The sequence below is a fragment of the Actinoplanes awajinensis subsp. mycoplanecinus genome, from assembly GCF_001509495.1.
GTDB classification, from domain to species: domain Bacteria; phylum Actinomycetota; class Actinomycetes; order Mycobacteriales; family Micromonosporaceae; genus Actinoplanes; species Actinoplanes palleronii.
The window spans coordinates 12,790-38,347 of record NZ_LLZH01000343.1 but is presented as its reverse complement, the minus strand read 5'-3'; the positions used below and the strand labels follow the sequence as shown (position 1 = coordinate 38,347).

General features: G+C 71.9%; 24 protein-coding genes. 15 read left to right on the top strand and 9 right to left on the bottom strand.

The window, feature by feature from the left end; all coding sequences use genetic code 11:
- Window positions 1-327: 327 nt before the first annotated feature.
- Window positions 328-1,428 carry a uroporphyrinogen-III synthase gene (locus ADL15_RS49140; protein ID WP_067707874.1) on the bottom strand — a complete coding sequence of 367 codons (1,101 nt, stop codon included), beginning with the start codon at window positions 1,426-1,428 and terminating at the stop codon, window positions 328-330.
- A gap of 499 nt (window positions 1,429-1,927) precedes the next feature.
- Window positions 1,928-2,140 carry a hypothetical protein gene (locus ADL15_RS49135; protein ID WP_067707870.1) on the bottom strand — a complete coding sequence of 71 codons (213 nt, stop codon included), beginning with the start codon at window positions 2,138-2,140 and terminating at the stop codon, window positions 1,928-1,930.
- 268 nt (window positions 2,141-2,408) lie between these two features.
- Here ADL15_RS49135 and ADL15_RS49130 point away from each other — a divergent pair, with 268 nt between their 5' ends.
- Entirely contained in the window at window positions 2,409-3,257 is an 849-nt protein-coding gene (locus tag ADL15_RS49130; RefSeq protein WP_067707866.1) for a DUF4253 domain-containing protein, read from the top strand.
- A gap of 94 nt (window positions 3,258-3,351) precedes the next feature.
- Here ADL15_RS49130 and ADL15_RS49125 read toward each other — a convergent pair whose 3' ends face one another.
- Window positions 3,352-4,254 carry an AurF N-oxygenase family protein gene (locus tag ADL15_RS49125; protein ID WP_067707861.1) on the bottom strand — a complete coding sequence of 301 codons (903 nt, stop codon included), beginning with the start codon at window positions 4,252-4,254 and terminating at the stop codon, window positions 3,352-3,354.
- A gap of 75 nt (window positions 4,255-4,329) precedes the next feature.
- Here ADL15_RS49125 and ADL15_RS49120 point away from each other — a divergent pair, with 75 nt between their 5' ends.
- The 7 genes from ADL15_RS49120 (at window position 4,330) to ADL15_RS49090 (ending at window position 9,797) form a co-directional block, all read left to right on the top strand.
- Entirely contained in the window at window positions 4,330-5,013 is a 684-nt protein-coding gene (locus ADL15_RS49120) for a TetR/AcrR family transcriptional regulator (protein ID WP_067707858.1), read from the top strand.
- Entirely contained in the window at window positions 5,010-5,318 is a 309-nt protein-coding gene (locus ADL15_RS49115) for a DUF4873 domain-containing protein (protein WP_067707882.1), read from the top strand. Before ADL15_RS49120 ends, ADL15_RS49115 begins: the two co-directional genes overlap by 4 nt.
- Window positions 5,315-6,775, top strand: a complete 1,461-nt coding sequence (locus ADL15_RS49110) for a flavin-containing monooxygenase (RefSeq protein WP_067707855.1) — start codon at window positions 5,315-5,317, stop codon at window positions 6,773-6,775. The genes ADL15_RS49115 and ADL15_RS49110 overlap by 4 nt, the downstream gene beginning before the upstream one ends.
- The gene (locus ADL15_RS49105) at window positions 6,775-7,650 is read left to right on the top strand and encodes an SDR family NAD(P)-dependent oxidoreductase (protein WP_067707852.1); all 876 of its coding nucleotides are present in this window, start codon (window positions 6,775-6,777) and stop codon (window positions 7,648-7,650) included. The genes ADL15_RS49110 and ADL15_RS49105 overlap by 1 nt, the downstream gene beginning before the upstream one ends.
- On the top strand, window positions 7,647-8,486 hold the full coding sequence (locus ADL15_RS49100; protein WP_067707850.1) for an alpha/beta fold hydrolase: 840 nt from the start codon (window positions 7,647-7,649) through the stop codon (window positions 8,484-8,486). The genes ADL15_RS49105 and ADL15_RS49100 overlap by 4 nt, the downstream gene beginning before the upstream one ends.
- A 121-nt stretch (window positions 8,487-8,607) precedes the next feature.
- Window positions 8,608-9,108 carry a YajG family lipoprotein gene (locus ADL15_RS49095; RefSeq protein WP_067707846.1) on the top strand — a complete coding sequence of 167 codons (501 nt, stop codon included), beginning with the start codon at window positions 8,608-8,610 and terminating at the stop codon, window positions 9,106-9,108.
- Between the two features lie 50 nt (window positions 9,109-9,158).
- On the top strand, window positions 9,159-9,797 hold the full coding sequence (locus tag ADL15_RS49090) for a nitroreductase family protein (RefSeq protein ID WP_067707844.1): 639 nt from the start codon (window positions 9,159-9,161) through the stop codon (window positions 9,795-9,797).
- Window positions 9,798-9,932: 135 nt separating this feature from the next.
- Here the strand turns inward: ADL15_RS49090 and ADL15_RS49085 are convergent, their stop codons facing one another.
- Window positions 9,933-11,198 (bottom strand): citrate synthase, encoded by a 1,266-nt coding sequence (locus tag ADL15_RS49085; RefSeq protein WP_067707841.1) that lies wholly within the window; start codon window positions 11,196-11,198, stop codon window positions 9,933-9,935.
- Window positions 11,199-11,266: 68 nt separating this feature from the next.
- Between ADL15_RS49085 and ADL15_RS52435 the strand changes: the two genes are divergently transcribed.
- Both ADL15_RS52435 and ADL15_RS49070 read left to right on the top strand, forming a co-directional pair.
- Window positions 11,267-12,526 (top strand): citrate synthase 2, encoded by a 1,260-nt coding sequence (locus tag ADL15_RS52435; RefSeq protein WP_083972658.1) that lies wholly within the window; start codon window positions 11,267-11,269, stop codon window positions 12,524-12,526.
- Window positions 12,523-13,410, top strand: a complete 888-nt coding sequence (locus ADL15_RS49070; RefSeq protein WP_083972657.1) for a class I SAM-dependent methyltransferase — start codon at window positions 12,523-12,525, stop codon at window positions 13,408-13,410. Before ADL15_RS52435 ends, ADL15_RS49070 begins: the two co-directional genes overlap by 4 nt.
- A gap of 4 nt (window positions 13,411-13,414) precedes the next feature.
- Here ADL15_RS49070 and ADL15_RS49065 read toward each other — a convergent pair whose 3' ends face one another.
- Window positions 13,415-15,208 carry an ABC transporter ATP-binding protein gene (locus tag ADL15_RS49065; protein WP_067707838.1) on the bottom strand — a complete coding sequence of 598 codons (1,794 nt, stop codon included), beginning with the start codon at window positions 15,206-15,208 and terminating at the stop codon, window positions 13,415-13,417.
- Between the two features lie 95 nt (window positions 15,209-15,303).
- On the opposite strand from ADL15_RS49065, the gene ADL15_RS49060 reads away from it, so the two are divergent.
- The gene (locus tag ADL15_RS49060; protein WP_067707836.1) at window positions 15,304-15,708 is read left to right on the top strand and encodes a MarR family winged helix-turn-helix transcriptional regulator; all 405 of its coding nucleotides are present in this window, start codon (window positions 15,304-15,306) and stop codon (window positions 15,706-15,708) included.
- 85 nt (window positions 15,709-15,793) lie between these two features.
- Here ADL15_RS49060 and ADL15_RS49055 read toward each other — a convergent pair whose 3' ends face one another.
- Together ADL15_RS49055 and ADL15_RS49050 are read right to left on the bottom strand one after the other, a co-directional pair.
- On the bottom strand, window positions 15,794-16,648 hold the full coding sequence (locus ADL15_RS49055; protein WP_067707833.1) for a tetratricopeptide repeat protein: 855 nt from the start codon (window positions 16,646-16,648) through the stop codon (window positions 15,794-15,796).
- A 73-nt stretch (window positions 16,649-16,721) separates the two neighbouring features.
- Window positions 16,722-17,207 (bottom strand): MarR family winged helix-turn-helix transcriptional regulator, encoded by a 486-nt coding sequence (locus ADL15_RS49050; protein WP_232345109.1) that lies wholly within the window; start codon window positions 17,205-17,207, stop codon window positions 16,722-16,724.
- Window positions 17,208-17,281: 74 nt separating this feature from the next.
- Between ADL15_RS49050 and ADL15_RS49045 the strand changes: the two genes are divergently transcribed.
- The gene (locus tag ADL15_RS49045) at window positions 17,282-19,324 is read left to right on the top strand and encodes an MMPL family transporter (RefSeq protein ID WP_083972656.1); all 2,043 of its coding nucleotides are present in this window, start codon (window positions 17,282-17,284) and stop codon (window positions 19,322-19,324) included.
- 67 nt (window positions 19,325-19,391) lie between these two features.
- Here the strand turns inward: ADL15_RS49045 and ADL15_RS49040 are convergent, their stop codons facing one another.
- Window positions 19,392-20,540 (bottom strand): LLM class flavin-dependent oxidoreductase, encoded by a 1,149-nt coding sequence (locus ADL15_RS49040; protein WP_067707827.1) that lies wholly within the window; start codon window positions 20,538-20,540, stop codon window positions 19,392-19,394.
- Window positions 20,541-20,587: 47 nt separating this feature from the next.
- Here ADL15_RS49040 and ADL15_RS49035 point away from each other — a divergent pair, with 47 nt between their 5' ends.
- A complete protein-coding gene (locus ADL15_RS49035; RefSeq protein WP_232345108.1) occupies window positions 20,588-21,805 on the top strand; it encodes a sulfite oxidase in 1,218 nt (405 codons plus the stop codon).
- A 73-nt stretch (window positions 21,806-21,878) separates the two neighbouring features.
- Here the strand turns inward: ADL15_RS49035 and ADL15_RS49030 are convergent, their stop codons facing one another.
- On the bottom strand, window positions 21,879-22,052 hold the full coding sequence (locus tag ADL15_RS49030) for a CsbD family protein (RefSeq protein ID WP_067707820.1): 174 nt from the start codon (window positions 22,050-22,052) through the stop codon (window positions 21,879-21,881).
- 700 nt (window positions 22,053-22,752) lie between these two features.
- Between ADL15_RS49030 and ADL15_RS49025 the strand changes: the two genes are divergently transcribed.
- Together ADL15_RS49025 and ADL15_RS49020 are read left to right on the top strand one after the other, a co-directional pair.
- Complete coding sequence (locus tag ADL15_RS49025; RefSeq protein WP_067707817.1) at window positions 22,753-23,754, top strand: LacI family DNA-binding transcriptional regulator; 1,002 nt, start codon at window positions 22,753-22,755, stop codon at window positions 23,752-23,754.
- Between the two features lie 83 nt (window positions 23,755-23,837).
- Window positions 23,838-25,511, top strand: a complete 1,674-nt coding sequence (locus ADL15_RS49020) for a glycoside hydrolase family 13 protein (protein WP_067707814.1) — start codon at window positions 23,838-23,840, stop codon at window positions 25,509-25,511.
- Window positions 25,512-25,558: the final 47 nt, after the last annotated feature.

The window sequence follows — 25,558 nt, the reverse complement described above, 5'->3', positions numbered from 1 at the left end:
CCGCCACACTGTCCAAGGGGGAGCCCCCAGGGAGGGCGGGCTCTGTGTGGGGACTTTCGGTGCGCTCCGCACCCAAACTCCCCACGCACGGGCTGGACCGGCCGAGCGTGTGAAGTTGCGGCGCGCTCCGCACCGAAAGTCCCCACACACGGGGTGAAACGACCGAGCGTGTGAAGTTGCGGCGCGCTCCGCACCCAAAGTCCCCACACACGGGCTGGAACGGCCGAGCGTGTGAAGTTGCGGCGCGCTCCGCACCCAGGTGGGCGACAGCAGTCCGCACAACGCGACCGCGTCCCCCCACCGCCCCCGAAACGGCCGGCCTCGCGATCAAGCCGCCTCGTCCACCCGCAACCGATACCCGCGCTTGATCACCGTCTCGATGTGCTTCCCGGACCCGAGCGCCGCCCGCAGCCGCGCCACCGCCACGTCCACCGCGTGCCCGTCGTTCCCGCGCGGCAACGCCGCCGCAAGCTGTTCCTTGGAGACCACCGCCCCCGGCCGCCGGGCCAGCGACACCAGGATCGCCATCGCCGCCGGCGCCAGCCCGTGCGTCACCCCGTCGATCAGTACGGCATGACCCCGCACCTCCAGCGTCGTCCCCGCCACCTGCAGTCGCAGCGCCCGCAGCGGCAGCTCGTCGGTGACCGTCTTGATCAGCGCCCCGAGCCGGTACCGCTCCGGCATCACCACCGGCACGTCCAGTGCCACGAGCGGCGCCGCGGTCACCGGCCCCACGACGGCGGCGAGCGTGCCATTCTGGAACGCGGTGACGACGTCCGCCCCGGTCTCCCCGGCCATCTGCAGGAACGCCTTGACCGCGGGCGCGCTGGTGAACGTCACCGCGTCGATCTGCCCGGCCGCGACCTGCTCGGTCAGCCGCCGGATCGGGGCGGTGTCGGGCGGCAGCGCCCACCGGTACACCGGCACCTCGACCACCGCGGCCCCGGCCGAGCGCAGCGCCTCGACGAACTCGACCTGTGGCTCGCCGTGCTCCTGCACCACGATCCGCCGGCCGGTCACGCCGTCGTGCAGCAGCCGTTCCAGCACCTCCTCGGAGCCTTCGGTCTTGGCCGCCCAGTCCTCGGAGAGCCCGGCCGCCCGGATCGCCCCGCACGGCTTCGGCCCTCGCGCGATGATCTTCGCGTTGTTCAGCGAGGCCCGCAGTGTGTCGCCCAGCCCCCAGCCCTCGGCCGCTTCCAGCCAGCCGCGGAACCCGAAACCGGTCGTCGCCACCACGATGTGCGGTTCCAGCCCGATGCAGGCCTCGGTGGACGCCCGCAACGCGTCGTCGTCGATCAGCGGCACGATGGTGATCGCCGGAGCGCTGACCACCCGCGCGCCGCGCCGTTCCAGCAGTGCGGTCATCTCACTGCGGCGTCGCTCCGCGGTGACCGCCACGGTGAACCCGGCCAGTGCGCCCTCGGTCATCCGGTCTCCGTCCTGTGCCGTGCCGCTGTTTCCGCTGCAAGAGTCCTAAGACCTGATTTCCGAAACGGTAGGCGAATGTTTCCGTCCCGATAACGGCAGGTCACTTCCCAGGTGAACCCGGTTGTGAGCCGGTGATCTTCCCCTGTTCCGCCGCTCAGTCTCCCCCGTCACCCTCACCCCCTGCCTTCGCTTACGACCGATCCCCCTCCAGGCCACATCACCCCCATCGGGTACGCCGGGAAAGCCCCGATCCGCCCCGGCCCACGCCGGCCGGCCCGCACCGCGGCACCTGCCGAGCCCCGCGCTCGCCGGACAACCCGGCGTGCGCCCACACATCGCGAAACGGCCGTCAGCACCAGCCGGGCAACTCGGCTGGTGCTGACGGCCGTGAAAACGGTCGGACAACGACCGTGGGAGCCAGCCGCGGCAGCCCGGCTGGTCCTGAGGGGTGCCTCTGCCGCGCGGAGACACCCCTCAGGACCAGCCGGCGCTTCCACCGCTACCGAAAGTCGTCGGGCCCCTCGAAGAGCGACCCGGTCACCCCGAGGATGTCCCGCACCTCGCTGATCAGGTGGTACGCCGCGATCCGCCCGTCGAGCAGGCCGATCCGGTAGTCCGCACCCACCTCGGCGTCCGCGGCGATCTGCTCGTCGCGGCATCCGGCAGCCCCGTCCAAGCGTCCGGAGTTGTAGGCCACCAGCGCGTCATCCATCGATCCTGCTTCCCCTACGGCGTACGTCGGGCGTCAATCTCGCACGCCCCCGGCACCGCGCCCACCGCCCCTTCGGTCGCCGTCCGCCACCCCTCGGGCGGTCCCGGCCACCCGCCGGTCACCCGCAAGCGGCAACCGAGCTGAAACCGTCCCGCACCCGGGCGACACCCGTCACGTCCGGCGTTCGACCCCGCCGCCCCGGTGATCGACCGGATACTCAGCGCATGGCCGAGGAGAGCCGGCCGCGAAAAGGACCGACGGAGGCAGCGTGGCTGAGGACATCGACGGCGTCCGGCAAGCGCTCGCCGGCACCATGCTCGCGAACCTGCCCCTCGCCAAGGCCGACGGCGACGCCCTGGTGATCAGCGGGCTGAACCCGGCGGACGTCCTGACCGCCTGGCGGGCGGCACGGCAGCTGATGCCGGCCACCGGCCGCCGCCCGGTCTTCATCTCCGGCGAGTCGGCCCTGATGGACGGCTATGACGAGGACGAGGAGGACGGCGAGGACGACGTCGCCACCGCGGTCCACCTGATGGACGACAACGCCCGCACGCTGGACCCCTGGACCTCCCTCGACCCGTCGCGGTGGGACCTGCCCGACGACGATCCCGAGTTCACCGTCGGGGACTTCACCGGCGTGGATCTGCTGGCCGAGGTCCGCCGGCATGTCACCGACCCGACCGTGCGCACCATCAATCGGTACGTCTACGACCGGGTCCGCACCGACCCGGCCCTGCTCGCCCAGCTCGACCCCCGCGCCGATCAGCTCACCGGCACCGCGACCTGGTACGAACCCGAGGACGTGCACCTGCTGCTCCTGCCCACGACCGAGGCGCACCTGGTGGCGGCGTGGATCAGCTACCACCAGACGCTGGGCGAGGAGCAGGTGCTCGCGGCCGTGCTCCGGCAGTGGCACGAGTCCTGGCAGGCCGAGGTGGTCGCCTGCTGGGAGACCATGCTGCAGTTCACCGTCGGCCGGCCCCCGGCCTCACCCGACGACGCCTGGCAGGTGGCGCTGCAGATCGCCGCGCTCGCCAGCCGCCTCGAGATGAACCCGTGGGAGATCGCGCTGGCAGTCAGCCACGGCACCGAATGGTTCCTGCACAGCCGCCCGTGAAAGCCCAGCCGCCCGTGAAAGCCCAGCCGCTCGTGAAAGCACCACCGCCCGTGAAAGCACCACTGCCGTGAGGGCACCTCCGCCCGCAAAAGGATCACCGAGGTAGCAGGCCGGACGCCTTCCACAGCGCCTTCGCCGCACCCCCGCCGATCAGGTCGAGCTCGCCCAGATACCCCACGATCCGCTCGCCCGCCCACCGCATCGTCTCCCGGTAGTGCGGGTTGGCCCGGGCCGCCGCCAACCCCTCCCGCGGGCTGATCCCGACCGCCTGGTACACCCGCGGGTCGATCAGCCGCGTACCGGTCAGATAGGCCGCCCGGGCGATCACCAGCCGGTCGAAGGCCAGCCGGGACTTCCCGGCCAGCCGGATCTGCCGGGCCAGCTCCTCCCGGGCGAACCGGACGTGCCGCGCCTCCTCGACCACGTGGATCCGCGAGACCATCCGGACCAGCGGCTGCACGGTCTCGTCGGCCATCGCCTCGCGCTGCAGGGTGTCCAGGATCTCCTCGGCGATCAGGATGGCGGCGAACATCCGCGGGCCGGTGGCGGTGTGCGCGATCCAGGTGCCGAGGTACTGGTTGATCCCCTCGGGCCGGTACACCGGGGTGTCCAGCCGGGCGATCATCTTGCCGAACATCACCGAGTGGCGGCACTCGTCGCCGATCTCGGTGAGCGCGTACTGGGCGTGTGCGGCGGTCGGGTCGTCCTTGAAGTAGCCCCGGATCAGCAGCTGCATCAGGATCGTCTCGAACCACACGCCGAGCCCGGCGATGCTGGCCGCCTCGTGCTTGGTCAACTCGATGCGCTGATCGAGCGTCATCCGGTCCCAGAGCGCGGTGCCGTAGAGGCTGGAGCGGTGCGCCGGGACGAAGTACTTGCCCTCCACGAACGGCGCGTCCCAGTCGATCTCGACGGCCGGGTCGTAGGAGTGCTCGGCCGAGGAACGCAGCAGCCGGGTGGCGGTACGGTCCCGATCAGGCGGGGTCACTGTCGTCATCGCGGCCCTCCAAAAAAGGTCATCGCAGCCTCCAAAAGCTTGACGTTACCGGCGGTAACAGTTACTACTCGTACTATGAACTCGGTCACCCCACCCGTCAATACCGACGGCCGCCGCGGCCGTTGGGAAGGTCACCGCGAGCAGCGCCGCGCGGAGCTCACCGCCGCGGCCATCGACGCCATCCGGCAGCACGGGCCGGAGGTCGGCATGGAGGCGATCGCGGCGCACGCCGGCGTCAGCAAGCCGGTGCTGTACCGCTACTTCGCCGACAAGTCCGAGCTGTGGCTGGCGGTCGGGCGGGAGGCCGGTGCGATGGTGCTGTCCGCGATGATCCCGGCCGTCGCGGACGTCCGGGAGGAGCGGGCCGCGATCGGCGCCGCCATCGACGTCTACCTGGCGCACATCGAGAACGATCTGAACCTGTACCGGTTCGTGGTCCACCAGCCGGACATCGCCCGGGGCCGGGACGTGGTGGCCGACGTGATGGACACCGTGGCCAGCGGCCTGGCCCGGATCTTCGGTGACCGGCTGCGGGCCCGCGGCCTGGACTCCGGCGCGTCACTGCCCTGGGCGTACGGGGTGGTCGGCTACGTCCAGTCGGTCGGCGACTGGTGGCTCCGGCAGCAGCAGCCGATCAGCCGCGAGGCGCTCGGCGAGTACCTGACGACGTTCCTCTGGACCGGCGTCGCCGGCATCAACCGCGCGGCCGACACCCCGGGTGGCCTGGCGGCTCAAGCAGAAGGGTGGTCCACGACGTGACCGACGAGGAGGAATATCGCGGCCCGGCCACGTTGACTCTCGACGACGGCCCGATCGCGGTCGAGGTGCGGATGTCCGCGCGCTTCGAGCCGATCGAGGGCCGGTTCCGCTGGGCCGGGCGCACCAATCCGGTCGACGACCTGCGCGAACGGGTCAGCGCCGGCCTGCGCAAGGCCACCATCACGATCCCCGGCGCCCCGGACACGTCGGTGAAGCTGAGCGAACCCGACCCGTGGGGCGGCGTCCGGATCAGCGGCGCCGGCACTCCGCCCTGGTTTCCGGCGGCGACCGGGGGCGACGCATGACCCACTTCGACGTGGTGATCATCGGGGCCGGGCTCTCCGGCATCGGCGCCGCCTGGCGACTGCAGCGGCAGCGCCCGCACGACACGTACACGATCCTCGAGGCCCGCGACGCGATCGGCGGCACCTGGGACCTGTTCCGCTACCCCGGCGTGAGATCCGATTCGGACATGTACACGCTCAGCTACCCGTTCCGGCCGTGGCGCGAGCCGGAGTCCCTGGCGTCCGGGGAGAAGATCCGCACGTACATCGAGGAGACCGCCGCGGAGGCCGGCATCACCCGGCACATCCGGTTCGGCAGCCGGGTAACGACCGCGGACTGGTCGTCGGCGCAGGCTCGCTGGACGCTGCGGACCGCGCGGGGCGAGACCGTCACGGCGACTTTCCTGTACGCGTGTGCCGGCTATTACAGCTACGCCGAGGGCTACCTCCCGGACTTCCCGGGGCGCGGCGAGTTCCAGGGCCGGCTCGTGCACCCGCAAGCGTGGCCGTCCGATCTCGATCACTCCGGCAAGCGTGTCGTGATCATCGGCAGTGGCGCCACCGCGGTCACCCTGGTCCCCGAGATGGCGAAGGACGCGCAGCACGTGACGATGCTGCAACGCTCACCGTCGTACGTCATCCCGTTGGGTAATCGTGACGTGCTCGCGGACCTGGCCCGGCGCATCCTGCCGCCGAAGGCGGCGAATCGGGTCGCCCGCGCCAAGAACATCCTGGTCACGCAGCTCTTCTACCAGCTGGCCCGGAAGCGCCCGAAACAGGTCCGCTGGATCCTGCAGGGCCTGGCCGGGCGCTTCCTGCGCAACCCGGGGTATGTCCAGGAGCACTTCAAGCCCCGCTACGACCCGTGGGACCAGCGGCTCTGCGTGGTACCCGACGGCGACCTGTTCCGCGCCATCACGTCCGGCCGCGCGTCGGTGGTGACCGATCACGTCGATACCTTCGTGCCCGAGGGGATTCGGCTGCGGTCCGGGAAGGTGCTCGAGGCGGACGTGGTGGTCTCGGCCACCGGCCTGACCCTGCTGCCGATCGGCGGCGTCGAGATCGGCGTCGACGGCGTACCGGTGAAGCTCGGCGAGCAGGCGGCCTACCGCGGCCTGATGCTCTCCGGGGTGCCGAACCTGGCCTTCTGCATCGGCTACGTCAACGCCTCCTGGACGCTGCGCGCCGACCTGTCGCACCGCTACGTCCTCAAGCTCCTCGACCACATGGCCAAGAACGGTCACGCGGTCGCCACCCCGACCCGCCCGACCGGCACCGGCGCCCCACTGCTCGACCTCTCCTCCGGCTACGTCCAGCGCGCCCTGGACACGTTCCCCCGGCAGGGCGACCGCGACCCGTGGCTGGTCCGGCAGAACTACCTGCGGGACGTGGTCGCCACCCCGCGGGCCGACGTCACCCAGGACATGACCTTCACCCCGCGCACCGCTCCCGTCCTCCCTTCCACAGAGGTGGTCTGATGCCCCGACTCGATCCCTACCGGTTCGCCGGTCGCACCGCGGTCCTCACCGGCGCGGCCAGCGGCATCGGCGAGCAGCTCGCCTACGGCCTGGCACACCGCGGCAGCGACCTGATCCTGGTCGACGTCGACGCCGCCCGGCTCACCCCGGTCGTCGACCGGATCCGCGGCGCGCACCCCGGCCGCAACGTCCAGCAGATCGTCGCCGACCTCGCCGACCGGTCCGCCGTCGAGGGCGTCGCCACCCAGGTCCTCGCCGAGCACCCGGCGATCGGCCTGCTGGTCAACAACGCCGGCATCGCGCTCGGCGGCCGGTTCGACCAGGTGAGCGTCGAGCAGTTCGAGAAGGTCATGGACGTGAACTTCCGGGCACCGATGCTGCTCACCCACGCGCTGCTCCCGGCGCTGACCGCCAGCCCGGGCAGCCACCTGGTCAACGTGTCGAGCCTGTTCGGACTGATCGCCCCGCCCGGGCAGAGCGCGTACAGCGCCAGCAAGTTCGCGCTGCGCGGGCTGAGCGAGGCACTGCGCAGCGAGCTGCTCGAGAACGGGATCGGGGTGACCACCGTGCACCCGGGCGGGATCCGCACCCGGATCGCGGAGAGCGCGCTGGTCGGGACGAACGTGCCGGAGTCCGACGTGGAGCCGAACCGCAAGCTCTTCGCCGCGCTGCTCAGCTTCCCGCCGGAGAAGGCCGCCGAGCTGATCCTGCGCGCCGTGCGGAAACGCCAGGCCCGCCTGCTGATCGCGATCAACGCGAAGGCCCCCGACCTGCTGCAACGACTCATGCCGGTCGGCTCCGCCGCCATCATCCGGGCACTGACCGCCGCTTCGGTCAAGACCGCGGGCCGCGCCGGGGTGGGTGCCGGGCGATGAAGACCTTGCTTGTACGGGGTGCCGGCATCCGTGTCCACGAGACCGGCGACCCGGCCGCCCCTCCGGTGGTCCTGCTGCACGGGATCGGCCGCAGCCTGGAGGACTGGGCGCCGCAGCACTCCCGCTTCGACACCGACTACCGGGTGATCAGCATCGACATGCCCGGTTTCGGGCTGTCCCAGCGGATGCCCGCGCCCACCTCGCTGGCGGTGCTGGCCGACGGGGTGTCCGCGACGCTGGACGCGCTCGGCGAGACCCGCCCGGCACACCTGATGGGCAACTCGCTGGGCGGCGCGGTCGCGATGACCATGCTGGCCGGCACACCCGAGCGGGTGGCCACGCTGACCCTGGTGAACAGCGCCGGGTTCGGCAAGGAGGTGACCTGGACGCTGCGCCTGCTGGCCGTGCCCGGCCTGGGCCGGCAGATGCTCCGGCGCATCGACGCGCGCACCGCGCCCCGGGTCGAGCGCACCCTGTTCCGGGACCGCGCCCTGGTCACCCCGGAACGCGTCGCGATGGCCATCAGGATCGCCCAGCAGCCGGACTTCGCCCCGGTCTACCTGGAGATCGCCAAGGAGCTCGGCGGCTTCCGCGGCATCGCACCGGGCTGGCGCACCGCGCTGCTCGCCTCGCTGGCCGCGTCGACGACACCCACCATGCTGATCTGGGGCGACCGCGACATGATCCTGCCGAGCACCCACCTGGCCGCCGCCCGGGCCGCGTTCCCGCACGCCCGCGCGCACCTGTTCCCGAACACCGGCCACATGCCGCAGCTCGAACAGCCCGACGAGTTCGCCGGCCTGGTCCGTCCGATGCTCGCCGAGGTGGCCGTCTGAACCCGGGTCCGGGCGGCGGCGCAGAGGGACGCCGCCCGGACCCGTCCCTCCGGAGTGGACTTCGCTTTTTGTCCCTCGTTTGTGGACTTGCGGAACCCGGCGGCCACGGTTGGATGAATGCATGCGCATCGTGCTCGCCGGACTGCTCACCGTAACCACCCTCACCGGCTGCGGTAGCCACCCGCCTTCGGTCCGCGCCTCCCCCGTCGCCGCCCGCCCACCGACCGCCTCACCCGCGGATCACGCCGGTGCCGGGTCACCTGCGGTCCTTCTCCTCGGCACCGGGCAGGACATCCGGACGCCCGGCCTCGCCGCCCGGGTCACCGTGACCGGCAGCCCGGCCACCGCCTCGGCGTATGCCGTGCGGGTGAGCGTCCACGTCCTGCGCGGCACCTGGGAGTTCGGCCCGGCGCTGATCCGCCTCCGGTACACCGCACAGCCGGGCGGCTCCCCGGTCGACACCGCCCCGATCGAGGGCGGCGCGATCCCGCCCGCGATGACCCTGCACCCCGGCACCGCCCTGTCCTGGCGGATCCCGTTCGAGCACGCACCCGGCGCCGGCGCGCAGCTCCTGCTCACCGACCCGACCGGCACCACCCTGGCCGCGTGGACCACCCGCTGAGATCACCCGGCCGGCACGACTCCGGCCCGGCCGTCGTTAGGCTCCGTGGCATGACCACTCCCGCTCCCCAGGAGCTTGGCCTGATCGAGGCCCTGCACTCCACCCCGGCACGCCGTTACCTCTCCACCGAGCCGGTCGCCGACGAGATCATCCGCGACATCCTGGACGCCGCGGTCCGCGGTCCGTCCGGCGGCAACAGCCAGGGCTGGGCCTGGATCGTCGTCCGCGATCCGGAGATCAAGAAGCAGATCGCCGGCTGGTACCGCGAAGGCTGGGAACGTCACTACGGCTCCCGCCGCGACCAGATCCTGAACGCCACCGACGGCCCGATGAGCAAGCGCAGCTTCCTGGCCGCCGACCACCTGGCCAACCACTTCGAGGAAGCCCCGGTCTGGATCGTCCCGGTCCTGCTCGGCGCCGCCAAGTCCAGCAACCCCCGCCTCGGCTCCTCGATCTACGGCGCCGTCCAGCAGCTGATGCTGGCCGCCCGCGCCCACGGCCTCGGCTCCACCCTCACCACCCTGCACATCGGCCACGAGGAGGACGTCCGCCGCGTCCTCAACCTGCCCGACAACGCCCTGACCATGGCGATCGTCCCGCTCGGCTACCCGAGCCAGGGCCGCTGGGCCCAGCCCAAGCGCCGCCCCTTGGACGAAGTCATCTTCTTCGACCGCTACCAAGCCCCCTAACACCGCAAGGCACCCCCGCCACAAGCCCGACAACCACTGCGTGGGGACTTACGGCGCGCTCCCGCACCCAAACTCCCCACGCACACCCCCAACGAACACTGCGTGGGGAATTGCGGTGCGCTCCGCACCCGAACTTCACACGTGGCTGTTTTTCGGGGTGGTGGGTGGGTGGCCGGAGTATTGGCCGGTGGGGCGGAAGCGGGCGGGGCGGTTCGCGTATTCCTCCAGGGCGTGGGCCAGCCAGCCGGCCGTCCGGGCGACCGCGAAGATCGCCTCGCCGGCGTCGGCGGGCATGTCGTAGCGCAGGGTGAGGGCGGCCAGGGCCAGGTCGATGTTGGGCAGGATGCCGGATCTGGTGCGGACCGCGGTGGCCAGGCGGGTCGCGGCGGCGGTCACCGGGTGGTCGCCGAGCAGGGCGAACAGGGCTGTCGCGCGGGGGTCGCCGGACGGGTAGAGCGGGTGCCCGAAGCCGGGCAGGCCGCCGCCGGCGCGGAGGCGGTCGGAGATGACCTCGATCGGGTCGGTGCCGGTGAGTGCCGCGGCGAGCAGCGGGTGGACCTGCTCACTGGCGGCGCCGTGCAGGGGGCCGTCGAGGGCCGCCAGTCCGGCACTGATCACCGCGTAGGGGTGGGCGCGGGTGGAGGCCGCGATCCGTGCGGCCAGGGTCGAGGCGGCCATGTCGTGATCGGCGAGCAGGATCAGGGCGGCTTCCAGGGTTCGCCGGCCGGTGCCGGAGATCGGCTGCGCGGTGAGCCGCGGCCACAGCAACCCGGCGAGCGACACCGGCTGGCTTCCAGGGGTGCCTCCGGGATGCCCAGGCACCCCTGGAACCCAGCCGGTGTCGCTCGCTGCGGCCGTGTCGGGAGCGGAGCCGGGGGTCAGCGGGAGGGCGGCGACCATGGTGGCGAGCAGGGTGCGGCCGGTGGTGAGGACGGCGGCGGGGCTGGTGTCGAAGCGGAACGGGTCGGCGGCGGCGAGGGCGGCGACCGTGACGCGGAGGCGGTCGGTACGGCGGGCGGCCGGGGGCAACTCGCTGTCGATCCGGCGGCCCAGGGCGGCCATCTCCTCGTCGACGGTGAACGGCTCGTCCAGCAGTTCGCCGGTCCAGAGCAGCCCGGCGACCGCCTCGTAGGTCGTCTCGACCGCCAGCGCCGTCGCGTCGTGACCGCGATAGAACAGGCCGCCGTCCTTGATCAGGGTGATGCCGGTCTGGATGTTCGGAGTGACCCGTTTACGGCCGGCGATCAGGGCGTCGACGTCGGCCTTGGCGAACAGGCTGCCCTTGCCTGCGGCGTTGCGGCGGCTGGGGAGCAGGCCACGGCTCACGTAGGCGTAGACGGTCGCCGGTTTCACGCCGAGACGCTCGGCGACCTGGTCGGTGGTGAGCAGCTGGTCGGGCATGTGCAGATCGTCTCATGTTGACCGGATCAACATTGACCGGCCCGGCGTCACGTCATCATCGTGAGGACATGCTCACCGTCAACCCAGGACTTGCCGGTGTCGTCGCCTTCGACACCGAGATCGCCGAACCCGATCGTGATGGCGGCTCGCTCCGCTATCGCGGTGTCGACCTCCGCTCGCTGGCCGGTCAGGTGTCCTACGCGGACGTCTGGGGGCTGCTCGCCGACGGCGACTTCACCAGGCCGCTGCCGCCGGCCGAGCCGTTCGACATCCCGGTGCGTTCCGGGGATGTCCGGGTCGACGTGCAGGCCGCGATCGCGATGCTCGTCCCGCAGCGGGGCCTGCGGCAGCTGATCGACATCGACGACGCGCAGGCCCGCGACGACCTCGCCCGCACGTCGGCGACGGTCCTCGACTACGTCGCCCAGGCCGCCCGCACCCTCCAGCCCGACACCACGAAGCGGAGCGGCACGAAGCAGAGCGGCACGAGGCAGAGCGGCACGAAGCACGCCGACACGAGGCACGGCGGGCACGACGACACGAAGCACGACGACACGAGGCACGACAGCACGAAGCACGACAGCACGAGGCAGCACCCCGCGGCCGTCCCGCAGCGGCTGGTCGACGCGGGACGCAGTGCCACCGAGCGGTTCATGATCCGCTGGCAGGGCGAGCCGGATCCGCGGCACGTCGCCGCCCTCGACCGCTACTGGGTCTGCGCGGCCGAGCACGGGATGAACGCGTCGACGTTCACCGCGCGGGTCGTCGCGAGCACCGGCGCGGACGTGCCGGCCTGCCTGTCGGCGGCGATCGCGGCGCTGTCCGGCCCGCTGCACGGGGGCGCGCCGGCCCGGGTGCTCGGGATGGTCGAGGAGGTGGAGCGGTCCGGTGACGCGCGCGCCTACGTGAAGAGCGTCCTGGACAGCGGCCGGCGGCTGATGGGTTTCGGTCATGCGGTGTATCGGGCCGAGGACCCGCGGGCCCGGATCCTGCGAGCGGCGGCGTTCGAGTTGGGTGCCCCGCGCTATGAGGTGGCCCGGGAGCTGGAGCTGGCCGCCCTCGCCGAGCTGCGGGAGCGCAAGCCGGACCGGGTGCTGGAGACGAACGTCGAGTTCTGGGCCGCGGTCGTGCTGGACTTCGCGGGTGTGCCGGCCGAGCTGTTCACCGCGCTGTTCACCTGCGCGCGGACGGCGGGCTGGAGCGCACACGTCCTCGAGCAGAAGCGCCTCGGCAAAATCATCCGCCCGTCCGCGGACTACGTCGGCCCGGGCGAGCGCGAGGCCGCCGAGCTGCCCGGCTGGACCGACGCCACCCGGCGCAACGCATGACCCCGGCCCACGCCCGAGCCGGCCACGCCCGAGCCGGCCACGCCGCCGAGGGCGCCGAGCGAGGCGACGACAAGAGCCGCATCACGAGCGGCATCGAGAAAGCCGACGACACAGGCGACGACGGCACCGCCGAGCAGCAGGTCGACTTCGGACGCACGGCACAGGACTACGCACGGCATCGGGCCGGTTTCCCGCCCGCGCTGGCCGAGCGGCTCACGTCGTACCGAATCGGCGCCGCAGGCCAAAAGATCTTGGATCTGGGCACCGGGACCGGCAGCCTGGCCCGCCTCCTCGCCGCCCGCGGTGCGACGGTGACCGGCCTCGATCCGGCGCCGTCCCTGCTCGCCGAAGCCGCCCGGCTCGACCGCGAAGCGGGCGTCGCCGTCACCTACACGGTCGGCACCGCCGAGCGGACCGGCCTGCCCGACGCCGCGTTCGATGTGATCACGGCCGGACAGTGCTGGCACTGGTTCCGCGCGGGCGAGGCGGCCGCCGAGGCGCGCCGGCTGCTGAGGCCGGGCGGCCGGATCGTGATCGCGCACTTCGACTGGCTGCCGCTGCCGGGCGGCGTGGTGGCACGAACCGAGGAGCTGATCCGGGCGCACAACCCGGCCTGGGCGATGGGCGGCGGGACCGGGTTGTACCCGCGCTGGCTCACCGACCTGCGGGTGGCCGGGTTCGGCGGGGTGGAGACGTTCTCGTTCGACGTGGACGTGCCCTACTCGCGGGTGGACTGGGTCGGCCGGATCCGGGCCAGCGCCGGCGTGGCCGCGAGCCTGCCACCGGCCGCGGTCGAGCGGTTTTCCGAGGAACTGACCGCCCTGATCACCAGCGACCGAATGAACATCCCGCACCGGGTCTGGGCGGTCGTCGCGACACGGTGACCCCCTACCCCGCGAGGGTCGAGTACCGGCCGCCGTCGAGCAGCAGGGACTCGTGGGTGCCGGACTCCAGGATGCGACCGTGGTCGATGACCGCGATCTGGTCGGCGTCGCGGACCGTGGACAGCCGGTGCGCGATGGTGACCGTGGTCCGGCCGCGGGCCAGCTCGTCGAACGCCCGCTGCACGGCCCGCTCGGTCTCGTTGTCGAGCGCGCTGGTCGCCTCGTCCAGCACCAGGATGCGCGGATCGCGCAGCAGGGTACGGGCGATCGCGATCCGCTGCTTCTCACCACCGGAGAAGCGGTGACCGCGCGAGCCGACCATGGTGTCGTACCCGTCCGGCAGAGCCGCGATCAGCGAGTGGATCTGGGCAGCCGTGGCGGCCGCGACGAGTTCCGCGTCGGTGGCGTCCGGCTTCGCGTACCGCAGGTTCTCCCGGATCGTGGTGTGCAGCAGGTACGTCTCCTGGCTGACCACGCCCACGATGTCGGACAGGTCGGACAGGTCGAGGTCACGCAGGTCGACCCCGTCGATCGTGATCCGACCGGCGGTGGGGTCGTAGAAGCGCGTGATCAGGGCCGCGATGGTGCTCTTGCCCGACCCGGTCTCCCCGACCAGGGCCAGCGAGCTGCCGGCCGGCACGTCCAGCGTCACACCGGCGAGGGCTGCGGCCGGGCTGCTGTCGTACGCGAAAGTGACGTCCTCGAACCGCAAGTGGCCACGGACCTCGGGCAGACGGACCGGACGGACCGGCGAAGCGATGTCGACCGGCAGGTCGAGGTACTCGAAGATCCGCGCGAACAGCGCGAGTGAGCTGGTCAGCGTCACGCTCACGTCGAGCAGGCTCATCAGCGGCCGGAACAGGTTGCCCTGCAGCGCGGTGAACGCGACGAGCGTGCCGATGCTCATCGCGCCGGCCGCGAACGGCAGGCCCGCGGCGAGATAGATGGTCGCCGGGATGACCGCGAAGATGATGTTCATGGCGGCCATCCGCCAGCGGCCGGACAGCTCGGAGCGCAGCTCGAGGTCGATCAGCCGGTTCGACGAGCCGGTGAACCTCTCGGTCTGCGCGGCGCCGGCGCCCATCGTCTTGCTGAGCTGGACGCCGTTGATCGACAGGCCCTCTTCGATGATCACGTTGAGCTCGGCGAGCTCCCGCTGGCGCTCCGCGGTGATCTGCTGGCGCATCTTCGCGACGCGGCGGGTCAGATAGATCGCCGGGGGCAGCACGAGCAGCGAGATCAGGGTGAGTTGCCAGGTCAGCGCGACCATCGCGACGATGGTGGCGACCACAGTGGTGAGGTTGGCCGCGATGCTGGTCGCGGTCGAGGTGACCACGGACTGCATGCCGCCGATGTCGTTGGTGATCCGGGACTGCACCTCGCCGGTGCGGGTCTTGGTGAAGAAGCTCACCGACTGCCGCTGCAGATGACTGAAAACGTCCACCCGCAGGCGGTGCATGACCCGCTGGCCGACGCCTGTCGAGATCCAGGTCTGGATCACGCCGAGCACCGAGGTGACCGCGGCGACCACGACCATGCCGAGCACCAGGTAGACCAGCAGCCGCAGGTCGCTCTGCGGCAGCGCGACGTCGATGACCTCGCGGAGCAGGAACGGTGACGCCATGCCGAGCACGGACGACGCCACGATGATCGTCACCACCAGCGTGAGCTGGTTGCGGTGACCGGTGAAGAGCGCGCCGATGCGGCGCAGCGAGACGGATCGGGCTTGCGCCTTCTCCGCGGGGGTCACGGTTCGTCCCGCGCCCCGACCAGGTCGTTCAGCCAAATTCAACACCATTTCCTGGTACGGGTGGAAGCCGCCCGGGCCTCCCTCAATAAGCTGAGGTTACCTCAACATGAGGGAGCAACGGTAATCGCGGTTAGGATGTTCCCGTGGAGGAAGAGTCGTTGCACGAGGCGTTCTGGGCGGTGAGCCGGCGCATCCGCGAGCACGCCAAGCGCGAGATGGAGCCGTGGGGTGTCGCGCCCTCCCAGTTCCGCGCGCTGAACGTGCTGCTCTCGCACGGCGAGATGCGCCTGAGCACGCTCGCCGAGCACCTGCGCATCGCGCCGCGCTCGGCCACCGAGGTGGTCGACGACCTCCAGGAGCGGGGCCTGGTCGAGCGCCGCCCGGACCAGGGCGACCGGCGGGCGACGCTCGTCGCGCTGACCGACGCGGGCCGGGCCACCGGGGACGGGATCCGGGCCGCGCGGGCCGCGGCGAGCGAGCGGTTGTTCGCGGCGTTGAACGACACGGACCGCGCGGAGCTGGGCCGCATCCTCCGCAGCCTGGTCTGACCCGGCCCGGTGCAGGCGGCAGGGAGCCGGCTGGTTCTCAGGGGTGCCTCGCAAGCTCGGACACACTCCTGAGAACCAGCCGGCTTCAGAAGCGGCGGGCCAGCGACGGACGGAAGATGACCGCCCCGCACGCGGCGACCCCGCCGAGGCAGAGCAGCGCCAGATAGAGCACCGCCGGCACCGCCACCAGCGACGTGGCGCTCAGCACCCCGAGGGCGAGCAGCGCGATCAGGCACCAGGTCAGGCTCATCCGGGCGACGAAGCCGAGCGCGTCACGGGCCAGCACCGCCCGCTCGTTGACCCGGCCGTTCGGGCCGACCCGCATCGACTCGGCGAACTCGTCGGCGGCCTGGGCCAGCGACGCCGCGTCCACGACCGACTCCATCGCGATCTCGAACAGCGCGAGGGTCCGGTGCGCCCCGGCGTGGCCCGGCTCCAGCGCCAGCGCGCGACCGATCGACTCCCGCGCGGTGAGCGGGCGACCCGCGGCGAACATCGCGCGGCCGAACGTGACGTGCAGATCCGCGTCGTAGCCGGCCAGTTCGATCGCCACCTTCAGCCCGTCCAGGGCGTCGCCGACCCGGCCGGCCGCCAGCTCGGCCTCGCCGAGCCGGTTGTGCAGGCGCGGGTTGCCCGGGTCCTCCCGGCAGGCGGCCGACGCGGCCTCGATCGCTTCCCGGTGCCGGCCCAGCTCGGTGGCGGTCCGGCTGAGCCAGTACAGCGTCTCCGGGCCGTGCGGGTCGAGGAGCCAGGCGGCCTTGGCCGAGCGCAGCGCGCCGTCCAGGTCGCCCATGTCCAGGTGGGCCCGGGCCATCCGGTGCCAGGCCTCGACGTTCTCCGGTTGCCGGCCGACGATCGGCGCGAGCAGATGGGCGGCGTTCGCCGCACGACCACGGGCGAGCAGGTCGTCGGCCTGGGAAAGAAGGGGCTCGGTTCGCACGAGGCCTCTGATCGGCGCTCACCGGTCCGAGCTGGGGAAAGCGAACGTTGCGTCCCAGGTGCGACTTTCCCGGTCAGGACCGCAGCTCGTCCCGATAGGCGGTCAGCGACTCCACCATGCCCTGCACGAACCTCTCGACCACCTGGAGCTCCGCGACGTCGAACTGATCCATGACCGCTGTCGTCCGGGGCGCCATCGGTGTGAAGAACGCCACCGCGAGAGCCATCCCGGCGTCGCCGTACCGCAGGTGCACCACCCGGCGATCGGTGCTCTCCCGGCTGCGGCGCAGATGGCCGCCCTTCTCCAGGCGGTCGATCATCGCGGTGGTGGCGCCCGAGGAGAGCCCCATGGCCTCGCCGAGCCGGCCCGGCGTCAGCGGCGTACCGGCCCGCTCGGCGTGCATCACCGCGAGCAGGGCGTGCAGGTCAGGGCCGTGCAGGTGGTTCCGGCCGGCGAAGGCGTGCCCGATCTGGTTGGCCTCGCTGGCGTACGCGTTGAGCAGGTCGACGAGCCGCGAGCGCAGTCTCTGCCGCTCCGCCGTGTCATTCAGGTCCTCCACGCGGGTAAGTGTTGCAGATCCCGTGCCAGTCATGGAGACTCTCGATTATCGAGATTCTTTGTTTTGGAGGATTCATGAGACGGGCATGGGCTTCGCTGCTCCTGGCCCTGGTGCTCGGCGGTCTGGTGATCGGCCTCTCCGGGTCGACCAAGGTCACCAACGATCCGAACGCCTCGCTGCCATCGTCCGCCGAGTCCACCCGGGTGGCTCAGCTGCAGAAGCAGCTGCCGTCCGGCCGGACCAACGCGGCACTGGTCGTGGTGGCCAAGAACGGTCAGCCGCTGACCGACGCCGACCTGGCGGTCGCCAAGACCCTGGGCACGCCGATCGTCAGCGCCGACCGCAAGGCCGCCATCGTCTCGGTGCCGCTGCCGGCCGGGATCTCGTCCGACGAGATCATCGCCGCCGTCGCCGATCTGCGGGCCAAGGCCGTGGCCGGGCTCCCGGACGGGGTGACCGCGCAGGTCACCGGCGGCGCCGGGTTCACCGCCGACCTGGCCGACAGCTTCACCGGGGCGAACACCCGGCTGCTGCTGGTCACCGTCGTGGTGGTCGCGCTGCTGCTGCTGGTCACCTATCGCAGCCCGCTGCTCTGGCTGGTCCCGCTCGCCGTGGTCGGGCTCGCCGACCGGCTCACCACCGGCCTGCTCGCGCTGATCTCGCAGCACACCAGCCTGCCGATCAGCGGCTCCACCACCGGCATCGTGACCGTGCTGGTGTTCGGCGCGGGCACCGACTACGCGCTGCTGCTGATCTCCCGGTACCGCGAGGAGCTGCACCACCACGAGGACCGGTTCGAGGCCATGCGGGTGGCGCTGCGCGGCGCCGGGCCGGCCATCGCGGCCAGCGCCGGCACGGTGATCCTGAGCCTGCTCACCCTGCTGCTGGCCAGCCTGCAGAGCAACGTGTCGCTGGGTGTCACGGCCGCCGCCGGCATCGCGGTCGCCGCGGTGTTCGCCCTCGTCGTGCTGCCGGCCGCGCTGGTGGTCTGCGGCCGCGGGCTGTTCTGGCCGTTCGTACCGCGGGTCGGCCAGGCCGGCGTCGAGGCGGAGAAGGGCGTGTGGGCCCGGATCGGGCGGGCGGTCGCCCGCAAGCCGATCGCGGTCACGCTCGCCTCGGTGATCATCCTCGGCGTGCTCTCGGTGGGCGCCCTCGGCACCCGGCTCGGGCTGTCGCAGACCGAACAGTTCCGGGTGAAGTCGGAGTCGGTGGCCGGCCTGGAGACGCTGTCGAAGTACTTCCCGGCCGGTTCGGCCAGCCCGACCATCGTGCTGACCAGCCCGGACACGGCGCAGGCGGTGCTGGCCACGGTCACCGGCACGGCCGGGGTCGCCCAGGCCAGGATCGCCGAGCAGAACGCCACCCAGGCCAGCATCCAGGTGATCCTGGACGCGGCGCCGGACACCACCGGGGCGTTCGACGCGATCCGCGCGCTGCGCGCCGAGCTGGACGGGCAGGCACTCGTCGGCGGCAGTGTGGCGACCAGCCTGGACACCCGCGAGGCCACCCGGCACGACCTGCGGGTGATCGCGCCGGTGATCCTGCTGGTGGTGCTGCTCGTCCTGGTGGTGCTGCTGCGCGCGCTCGTCGCGCCGCTGCTGCTGATCGTCACGGTGATCGCCAGCTACGGCGCGGCACTCGGCGCCGGGTCGTTCCTGTTCGGCCACGCGCTGGACAACCAGGTGCCGTTGTTCTCGTTCCTGTTCCTGGTCGCGCTCGGGGTGGACTACAACATCTTCCTGGTCACCCGGGCCCGGGAGGAGGCCGGCAAGCGCGGCACCCGGGACGGCATGGTGCACGCCGTCGCGGTCACCGGCGCGGTGATCACCAGCGCGGGCATCCTGCTCGCGGCGGTGTTCGCGGTGCTCGGCGTGCTCCCGGTGATCACCCTGACCCAGATCGGCGTGATCGTGATGATCGGGGTGCTGCTGGACACCCTGCTCGTGCGTACCGTGCTGGTCCCGGCCCTGGCCACCATCCTCGGTGACCGGTTCTGGTGGCCCGGCCACCCGCACGTCACGGCCCCGGCCGGCGAGGACGCCGCGAAGCCGCCGGCCCGCGCCGACGGCGACCAGGCCGACCGCCCCAAGGCGACCGAGTCCGCCGGCCACGGCTGACCCGCACAGGACGAGGGCCGGGCGACCTCCACGGTCACCCGGCCCTCGCTCTTCTTCTGGCGCCGGCTCAGGACGGCGACGCCGGGGCGGCGACGCCGGCGAACGGGATCGAGGTCGGTGCGGTGTTCTTCTCCCCCGCCGGGTGGCGCCAGAGACCGCGGCGGCCCAGCTCCGGCAGCACGCCCTCGCCGAACCAGTACGCCTCCTCCAGGTGCGGGTACCCGGACAGGATGAACTCGTCGATGCCGAGCGCCGCGTACTCCTCGATCCGGTCGGCGACCTCGGTGTGGCTGCCGACCAGCGCGGTGCCGGCGCCACCGCGGACCAGGCCGACGCCGGCCCACAGGTTGGGCGAGACGACCAGGCCGTCGCGGGCGCCGCCGTGCAGGTCGAGCATCCGGCGCTGGCCCTCCGACTCGCTGGTGCGCAGCCCGGCCTGGACGGCGGCGATGTCCTGCTCGGAGACGTTCTGCAGCAGCCGGGCGGCTTCGGCCCAGGCCGCCTCGGCGGTGTCCCGGGTGATCACGTGCAGCCGGATGCCGAACCTCATGTCCGGCTTCAGGGACCGGATCCAGGCCAGCTTCTCCGCCACCTGGGCCGGCGGCTCGCCCCACGTCAGATAGACGTCGGCGTGCTCGGCGGCGACCGGGCCGGCCGCCTTCGACGAGCCACCGAAGTAGATCGACGGGGGCGTCTCGGGGACTCGGGCCAGTGTGGCGTTCTCGACCTTGAGGTGCTCACCGTCGTACGAAACAGTCTCGCCGCGCAACAGCGGCCGCACGATGCCGAGGAACTCCGCGGTGCGCGCATAGCGCGCGTCCTTGTCCAGGAAGTCGCCGAACTGGCGCTGCTCGGCGGACTCCCCGCCGGTGACCACGTTGAGCAGCAGCCGGCCGCCGGAGAGCCGCTGGAACGTCGACGACATCTGCGCGGCCAGGGTCGGCGAGATCAGCCCGGGCCGGAACGCCACCAGGAACTTCAGCCGCTCGGTGACCTCGCTGAGCATGGCCGTGGTCAGCCAGGCGTCCTCGCACCAGGCGCCGGTCGGGGTGAGCGCGCCGACGAAGCCGAGCTGCTCGGCGCTGCGTGCGATCTGCCCTAGGTAGCCGATGGTCAGCGGGCGCACCCCGCCGGCCGAACCGGACGGCGTGCCGTGACCGCCACCCACGATGTCCCGGCTGTCGCCGTTGGTGGGAAGAAACCAGTGGAAGTCCATGGCGCGAGCCTACCCAGATCTCCCATCGGCTCAATAGGATGGCCCACATGATCGATGAGGCTGCATACGACGAGGCCCGGCTGCGCGACTGGGCGGCCGGCCGGGCACGCGGGTTCGCCCGCCGGGACCTGTTCGCCCTCGCCGCGGTGGCGGGCACGGCCGGTCTGCTGCCGAGCCCGGCGCAGGCGGCCGACGCGCCGATCGTCAAGCCGCTGCCACCGGAACTGTTCAAGGTCTTCGGCACGAACGCCGAGACGAAGTGGTCGGCCTTGAAGGGCCAGGGCTACTACGTGCCGATCGACCGGTTCTTCGTCCGGAACCACACCAGCACACCGACCATCGACGCCGCCGACTGGAGCCTGGAGATCTCCGGCTCCGGGCTGCGCGGCCCGGCCGTCCACGTCACCCTGGACGACCTGCGCCGGCTGCCGGCCGAGAGCCACGCGGTCACCGTCGAGTGCGCCGGGAACGGCCGCTCCTACTACACGTCGCAGCAGGGCCAGACCGTCTCCGGCACGGCCTGGGGCCTGGGCGCCGTCGGTGTCGCCCGCTGGCGCGGCGTGCGGCTGTCGACGGTGCTGCGCCGGGCCGGTCTGCGCCGCGACGCGCTCGACGTGCAGCCCAGCGGCCTCGACCCGCATTACGTGACCGGCGGGGTCGACCTCGGGCCGGTGCGCCGCCCGATGCCGCTGGCCAAGGCCCTCGACGACGTGCTGCTGGCCTACGAGATGAACGGCGAGCCGCTCCCGCCCGACCACGGCTTCCCGGTCCGGGTGATCGTCCCGCACTGGATCGGCATCGCCTCGATCAAGTGGGTCGGCAAGATCGAGGTGTCCACCGAGCCGCTGTTCTCGCCGTGGAACACCCAGTTCTACCGCCTGTTCGGCCCGGAGTTCCCGGCCGAGGGCCAGCCGTTCGACCGTCAGGTGATCAAGAGCGCGTTCGAGCTGGACCCGGGCGCGACGTTCCCGGCCGGCCGCTGGACGACGCTGACCGGCCGCTCCTGGTCGGCGAACGGCCCGATCCGGCACGTCGAGGTGAGCACCGACGGCGGCCTCACGTGGCGGCGGGCCCACCGGGTCGGCGCCTCGATCGAGGGCGCGTGGCAGCGCTGGGAGCTGGACTGGCAGCCGTCGGCCGGCGCGCACGAGCTGCTGGCCCGGGCCACCGACGTGCACGGTCACACCCAGCCGGAGGTGGCCCGCTACAACACGCTCGGTTACCTCTTCGACGCGGTGGTCCGCGTCCCGGTCACCGCCGCCTGACCATTTCCGGTCGACGTTCCGGACGCGAAAAGGGCCGGCGCGAAATGCGCCAGCCCTTTTTCACGAAAAACGATCAGGACTTGAAAATGTCCTTGATCTTCTCGCCGGCCTGCTTGACGTTCGCACTGGCCTGGTCGGCGTGGCCCTCGGCCTCGAGCTGCTCGTTGTCGGTGGCCTTGCCAACGCCCTCCTTGACCTTGCCGCCGACTTCTTCAGCCTTGTTGTCGACCTTGTCGTCAAAAGCCATGGTGTGCCTCCGGGGGTCTAGATGTCTACGACAATCGAGATACCCCGCCGCCGCCGCGCTACACCCTTCTCAGGAAACTGCCAGCGGTCCACTTTCGGTTAACCCTTTTCCGGTACGAATACGGAGCGCACGCCCGCAGGCTACGAGCCACGTCCCGCGGTGGCCTCGCGCGACACCGCCCCGGCCCCGGACCGCGACGCGCCCCGCGGCCGCCTCCCCCACGCGACGTGCCTGCCACCCCGGACCACCGCGCGCCTTGCGCTGTGGGTGGCTGGTGCTGAGGGTTGTCTCCGCGGCGCGGAGACAACCCTCAGCACCAGCCGGGGCCGCGACGTCGCGGCCGGGCCCGGACCGCAGCGCGCCTTGCGGGGTTGGCTGGTTCTCAGGGGTGCCTCCGCGCCGCGGAGGCACCCCTGAGAACCAGCCGGGATCGTGGGACGCGCCGCGGCCCGGGGGCGCGGTCACCTCGCGGGGGTGGGTGCGGCGATATGGTGGGCGCCGACCACAGGGAGCGCGGATGCCACCGAGGAAGGCCGTCGGCACAGCGAAGGCCGCGCCACGGGCCGGGCGCCAGGCCGCTCCACCGGCCGCCGGGAAGGCCGCTCCGCGCACTGATGCAAGAACCGGCAAATCTTTCAAGGACGCAGCAAAAGATCCTTCCCGCAGCACGGCCAAAACCGGCAAAACCACCTCAAGTGACGTGGCGGCAGCGGCCGGTGTGTCCCGATCGGCCGTCTCGTTCGCGTTCAACAACCCGCAGCGGATCTCGACCGCGACCCGGGAGCGGATCCTGGCGGCCGCCGAGGCGCTCGGCTACACCCCGAACACCCTGGGCCGGATGCTGCAGGCCGGCACGACCAACTCGATCGGAGTGCTGCTGCCGCAGCGGCTGGCGCAGATCCTGGAGAACCCGTACTACGCACGGTTCCTGATGGGCGCCGGGCAGGTCTGCGACCGGGAGGGGTACACGCTGTTGCTGACCCCGCCGCTGCGGGACTCGGTGCTGAAGGCGATCCCGTACGCGGCGGTGGACGGGTTCATCGTCTGCGGGCTGGAGATCGACCGCGGCGAGGTGGCCGAGCTGGACCGGCGCGGGATCCCGTTCGTGCTGATCGACTCGGACCGGCACGAGGGCGCGCCGCACGTCGAGGTGGACGACCGGGGCGGCGCCCGGGAAGTGGCCCGCTACCTGCTGGAACTCGGCCATCGGCGGCTCGCCGTGCTGTCCATCGACCCCGGCCCGGACGTGGCCGAGCGGGGCTATCGCGGGCCGCTGGGCCGCCGCCTGGCCGGCATCGCCGACGCGCTGGCCGAGGCCGGCCTGACGATGGCCGACGTCGCGCTGGCCGAGGTGCCGGTGACCCGGGCCGACGGCTACCGCGCGACCCGCGAGCTGATGGCCGGGCCGCGGCCGCCGACCGCGATCCTGGGGCTGTCCGACGTGCTCGCCTACGGCGCGGTCGACGCCCTGCGCGAGCTCGGGATCGACGTGCCCGGTGACGTCTCGGTGACCGGCTTCGACGATCTCGCCGAGTCGGCGTGGTTCCGGCCGCGGCTGACCACCGTACGACAGCCGATCGTGACCAAGGGCCGGATGGCCGCGGACTTCCTGATGTCCGCGATCCGGGGTGAGGACCAGCATCCGCACCAGATGCTCGGCACGGCACTGGTCATCCGGGATTCCGCCACAAAACCGGCATAGCGCTGCGGTTGCAAAAACTTGCAGAAAGAAAGCAACCGTTGGGCTATGTAACACGTGTTAGTTGCCTGCTAGCGTTCCTCGCCATGACCGATCAACTGATCGCACCGCCCACCGTCGAGGCGCCGCCGGCTTCCTGGTGGCGCAACGCGGTCATCTACCAGATCTACCCGCGCAGCTTCGCCGACTCCAACGGCGACGGCATCGGCGACCTGCCCGGCATCAGCAGCCGCCTGCCGTACCTCAAGGACCTCGGCGTGGACGCGGTGTGGCTCTCCCCGTTCTACTCGTCGCCGCAGGCCGACGCGGGCTACGACGTCTCCGACTACCGGACCGTCGACCCGATCTTCGGCACCGTCGCGGACGCCTCCGAGCTGATCGCCGGCGCGCACGCGTTCGGCCTGCGGGTGATCGTCGACCTGGTGCCGAACCACTCCTCCGACCAGCACGAATGGTTCCAGAAGGCGCTCGCCGAGGGCCCCGGGTCGCTGTTCCGCGAGCGCTACCACTTCCGGCCCGGCAAGGGCGAGAACGGCGAGCTGCCGCCGAACGACTGGCCGTCGATCTTCGGCGGCCCGGCCTGGACCCGGGTCGCGGACGGCGAGTGGTACCTGCACCTGTTCGCCCCGGCGCAGCCCGACTTCAACTGGGAGCACCCGGCGGTCCGCGACGAGTTCAGGACCATCCTCCGGTTCTGGCTCGACCTGGGGGTCGACGGTTTCCGGATCGACGTGGCACACGGCCTGATCAAGGAGGACGGCCTGCCGGATGTCGGCTCGGACGCCGAGTGGCACCTGCTGGGCGTCGGCGAGAGCCCGTGCTTCGACCGGGACGGCGTGCACGAGATCTACCGCTCCTGGCGGCAGATCCTGGACGAGTACCCCGGTGACCGGATCGCGGTCGCCGAGGCGTGGGCGCCGAACCTGACCCGGGTCGCGCACTACGTCCGCGAGGACGAGCTGCACCAGGCGTTCAACTTCAGCTACCTGGGCACCGCGTGGAACGTGCACGAGCAGCGCCAGATGATCGACGAGTCGCTGGCCGCGATGAACGCAGTCGGCGCGCCGACCACCTGGACGCTGTCCAACCACGACGTGGTCCGGCACACCACCCGGCTGCTGCAGCGGGCCGACGGCGAGGTGGCCGGCCGCAAGCCGGTCGAGGTCGACCCGGTCGCCGGTCTGCGCCGGGCCCGGGCGGCCAGCGCGCTGATGCTGGCGCTGCCCGGCTCTGCCTACATCTACCAGGGCGAGGAGCTCGGCCTGCCGGAGGTCATCGACCTGCCTGCGGAGGCGCGCCAGGACCCGGCGTTCCACCGGGCCGCCGGCCAGGACGGGTACCGCGACGGCTGCCGGGTGCCGATCCCGTGGAGCGGCGAGGTCGCCCCGTACGGCTTCGGCCCGGACGGCGGCGCGAGCTGGCTCCCGCAGCCGGACTCGTGGGCGGGCCTGAGCGTGGCCGCCCAGGCCGGCGTGCCGGACTCGACGCTGGAGCTGTACCGGGCCGCGCTGGCGGTCCGCCGGTCGCACCCGGCGCTGCAGCCGATCGACAACCTGCGCTGGGTGACCGCGCCGGCCGGGGTCCTGGCGTTCGAACGGTTCGCCGACGGCGCGCCGGTGTTCCGCTGCACGGTCAACCTGAGCGACCAGCCGGTGACCGTCGACCGGCCCGGCGAGCTGCTGCTGACCAGCGGCCCGGTGGAGGCCGGCCCCGACCGGGTCGTGCTGCCGCCGGACACCACCGTGTGGTGGTCCCTCTGATCTGAATCACCCCGGCCACCCGCGGACGGTGCGGGTGGGCGGGAGGT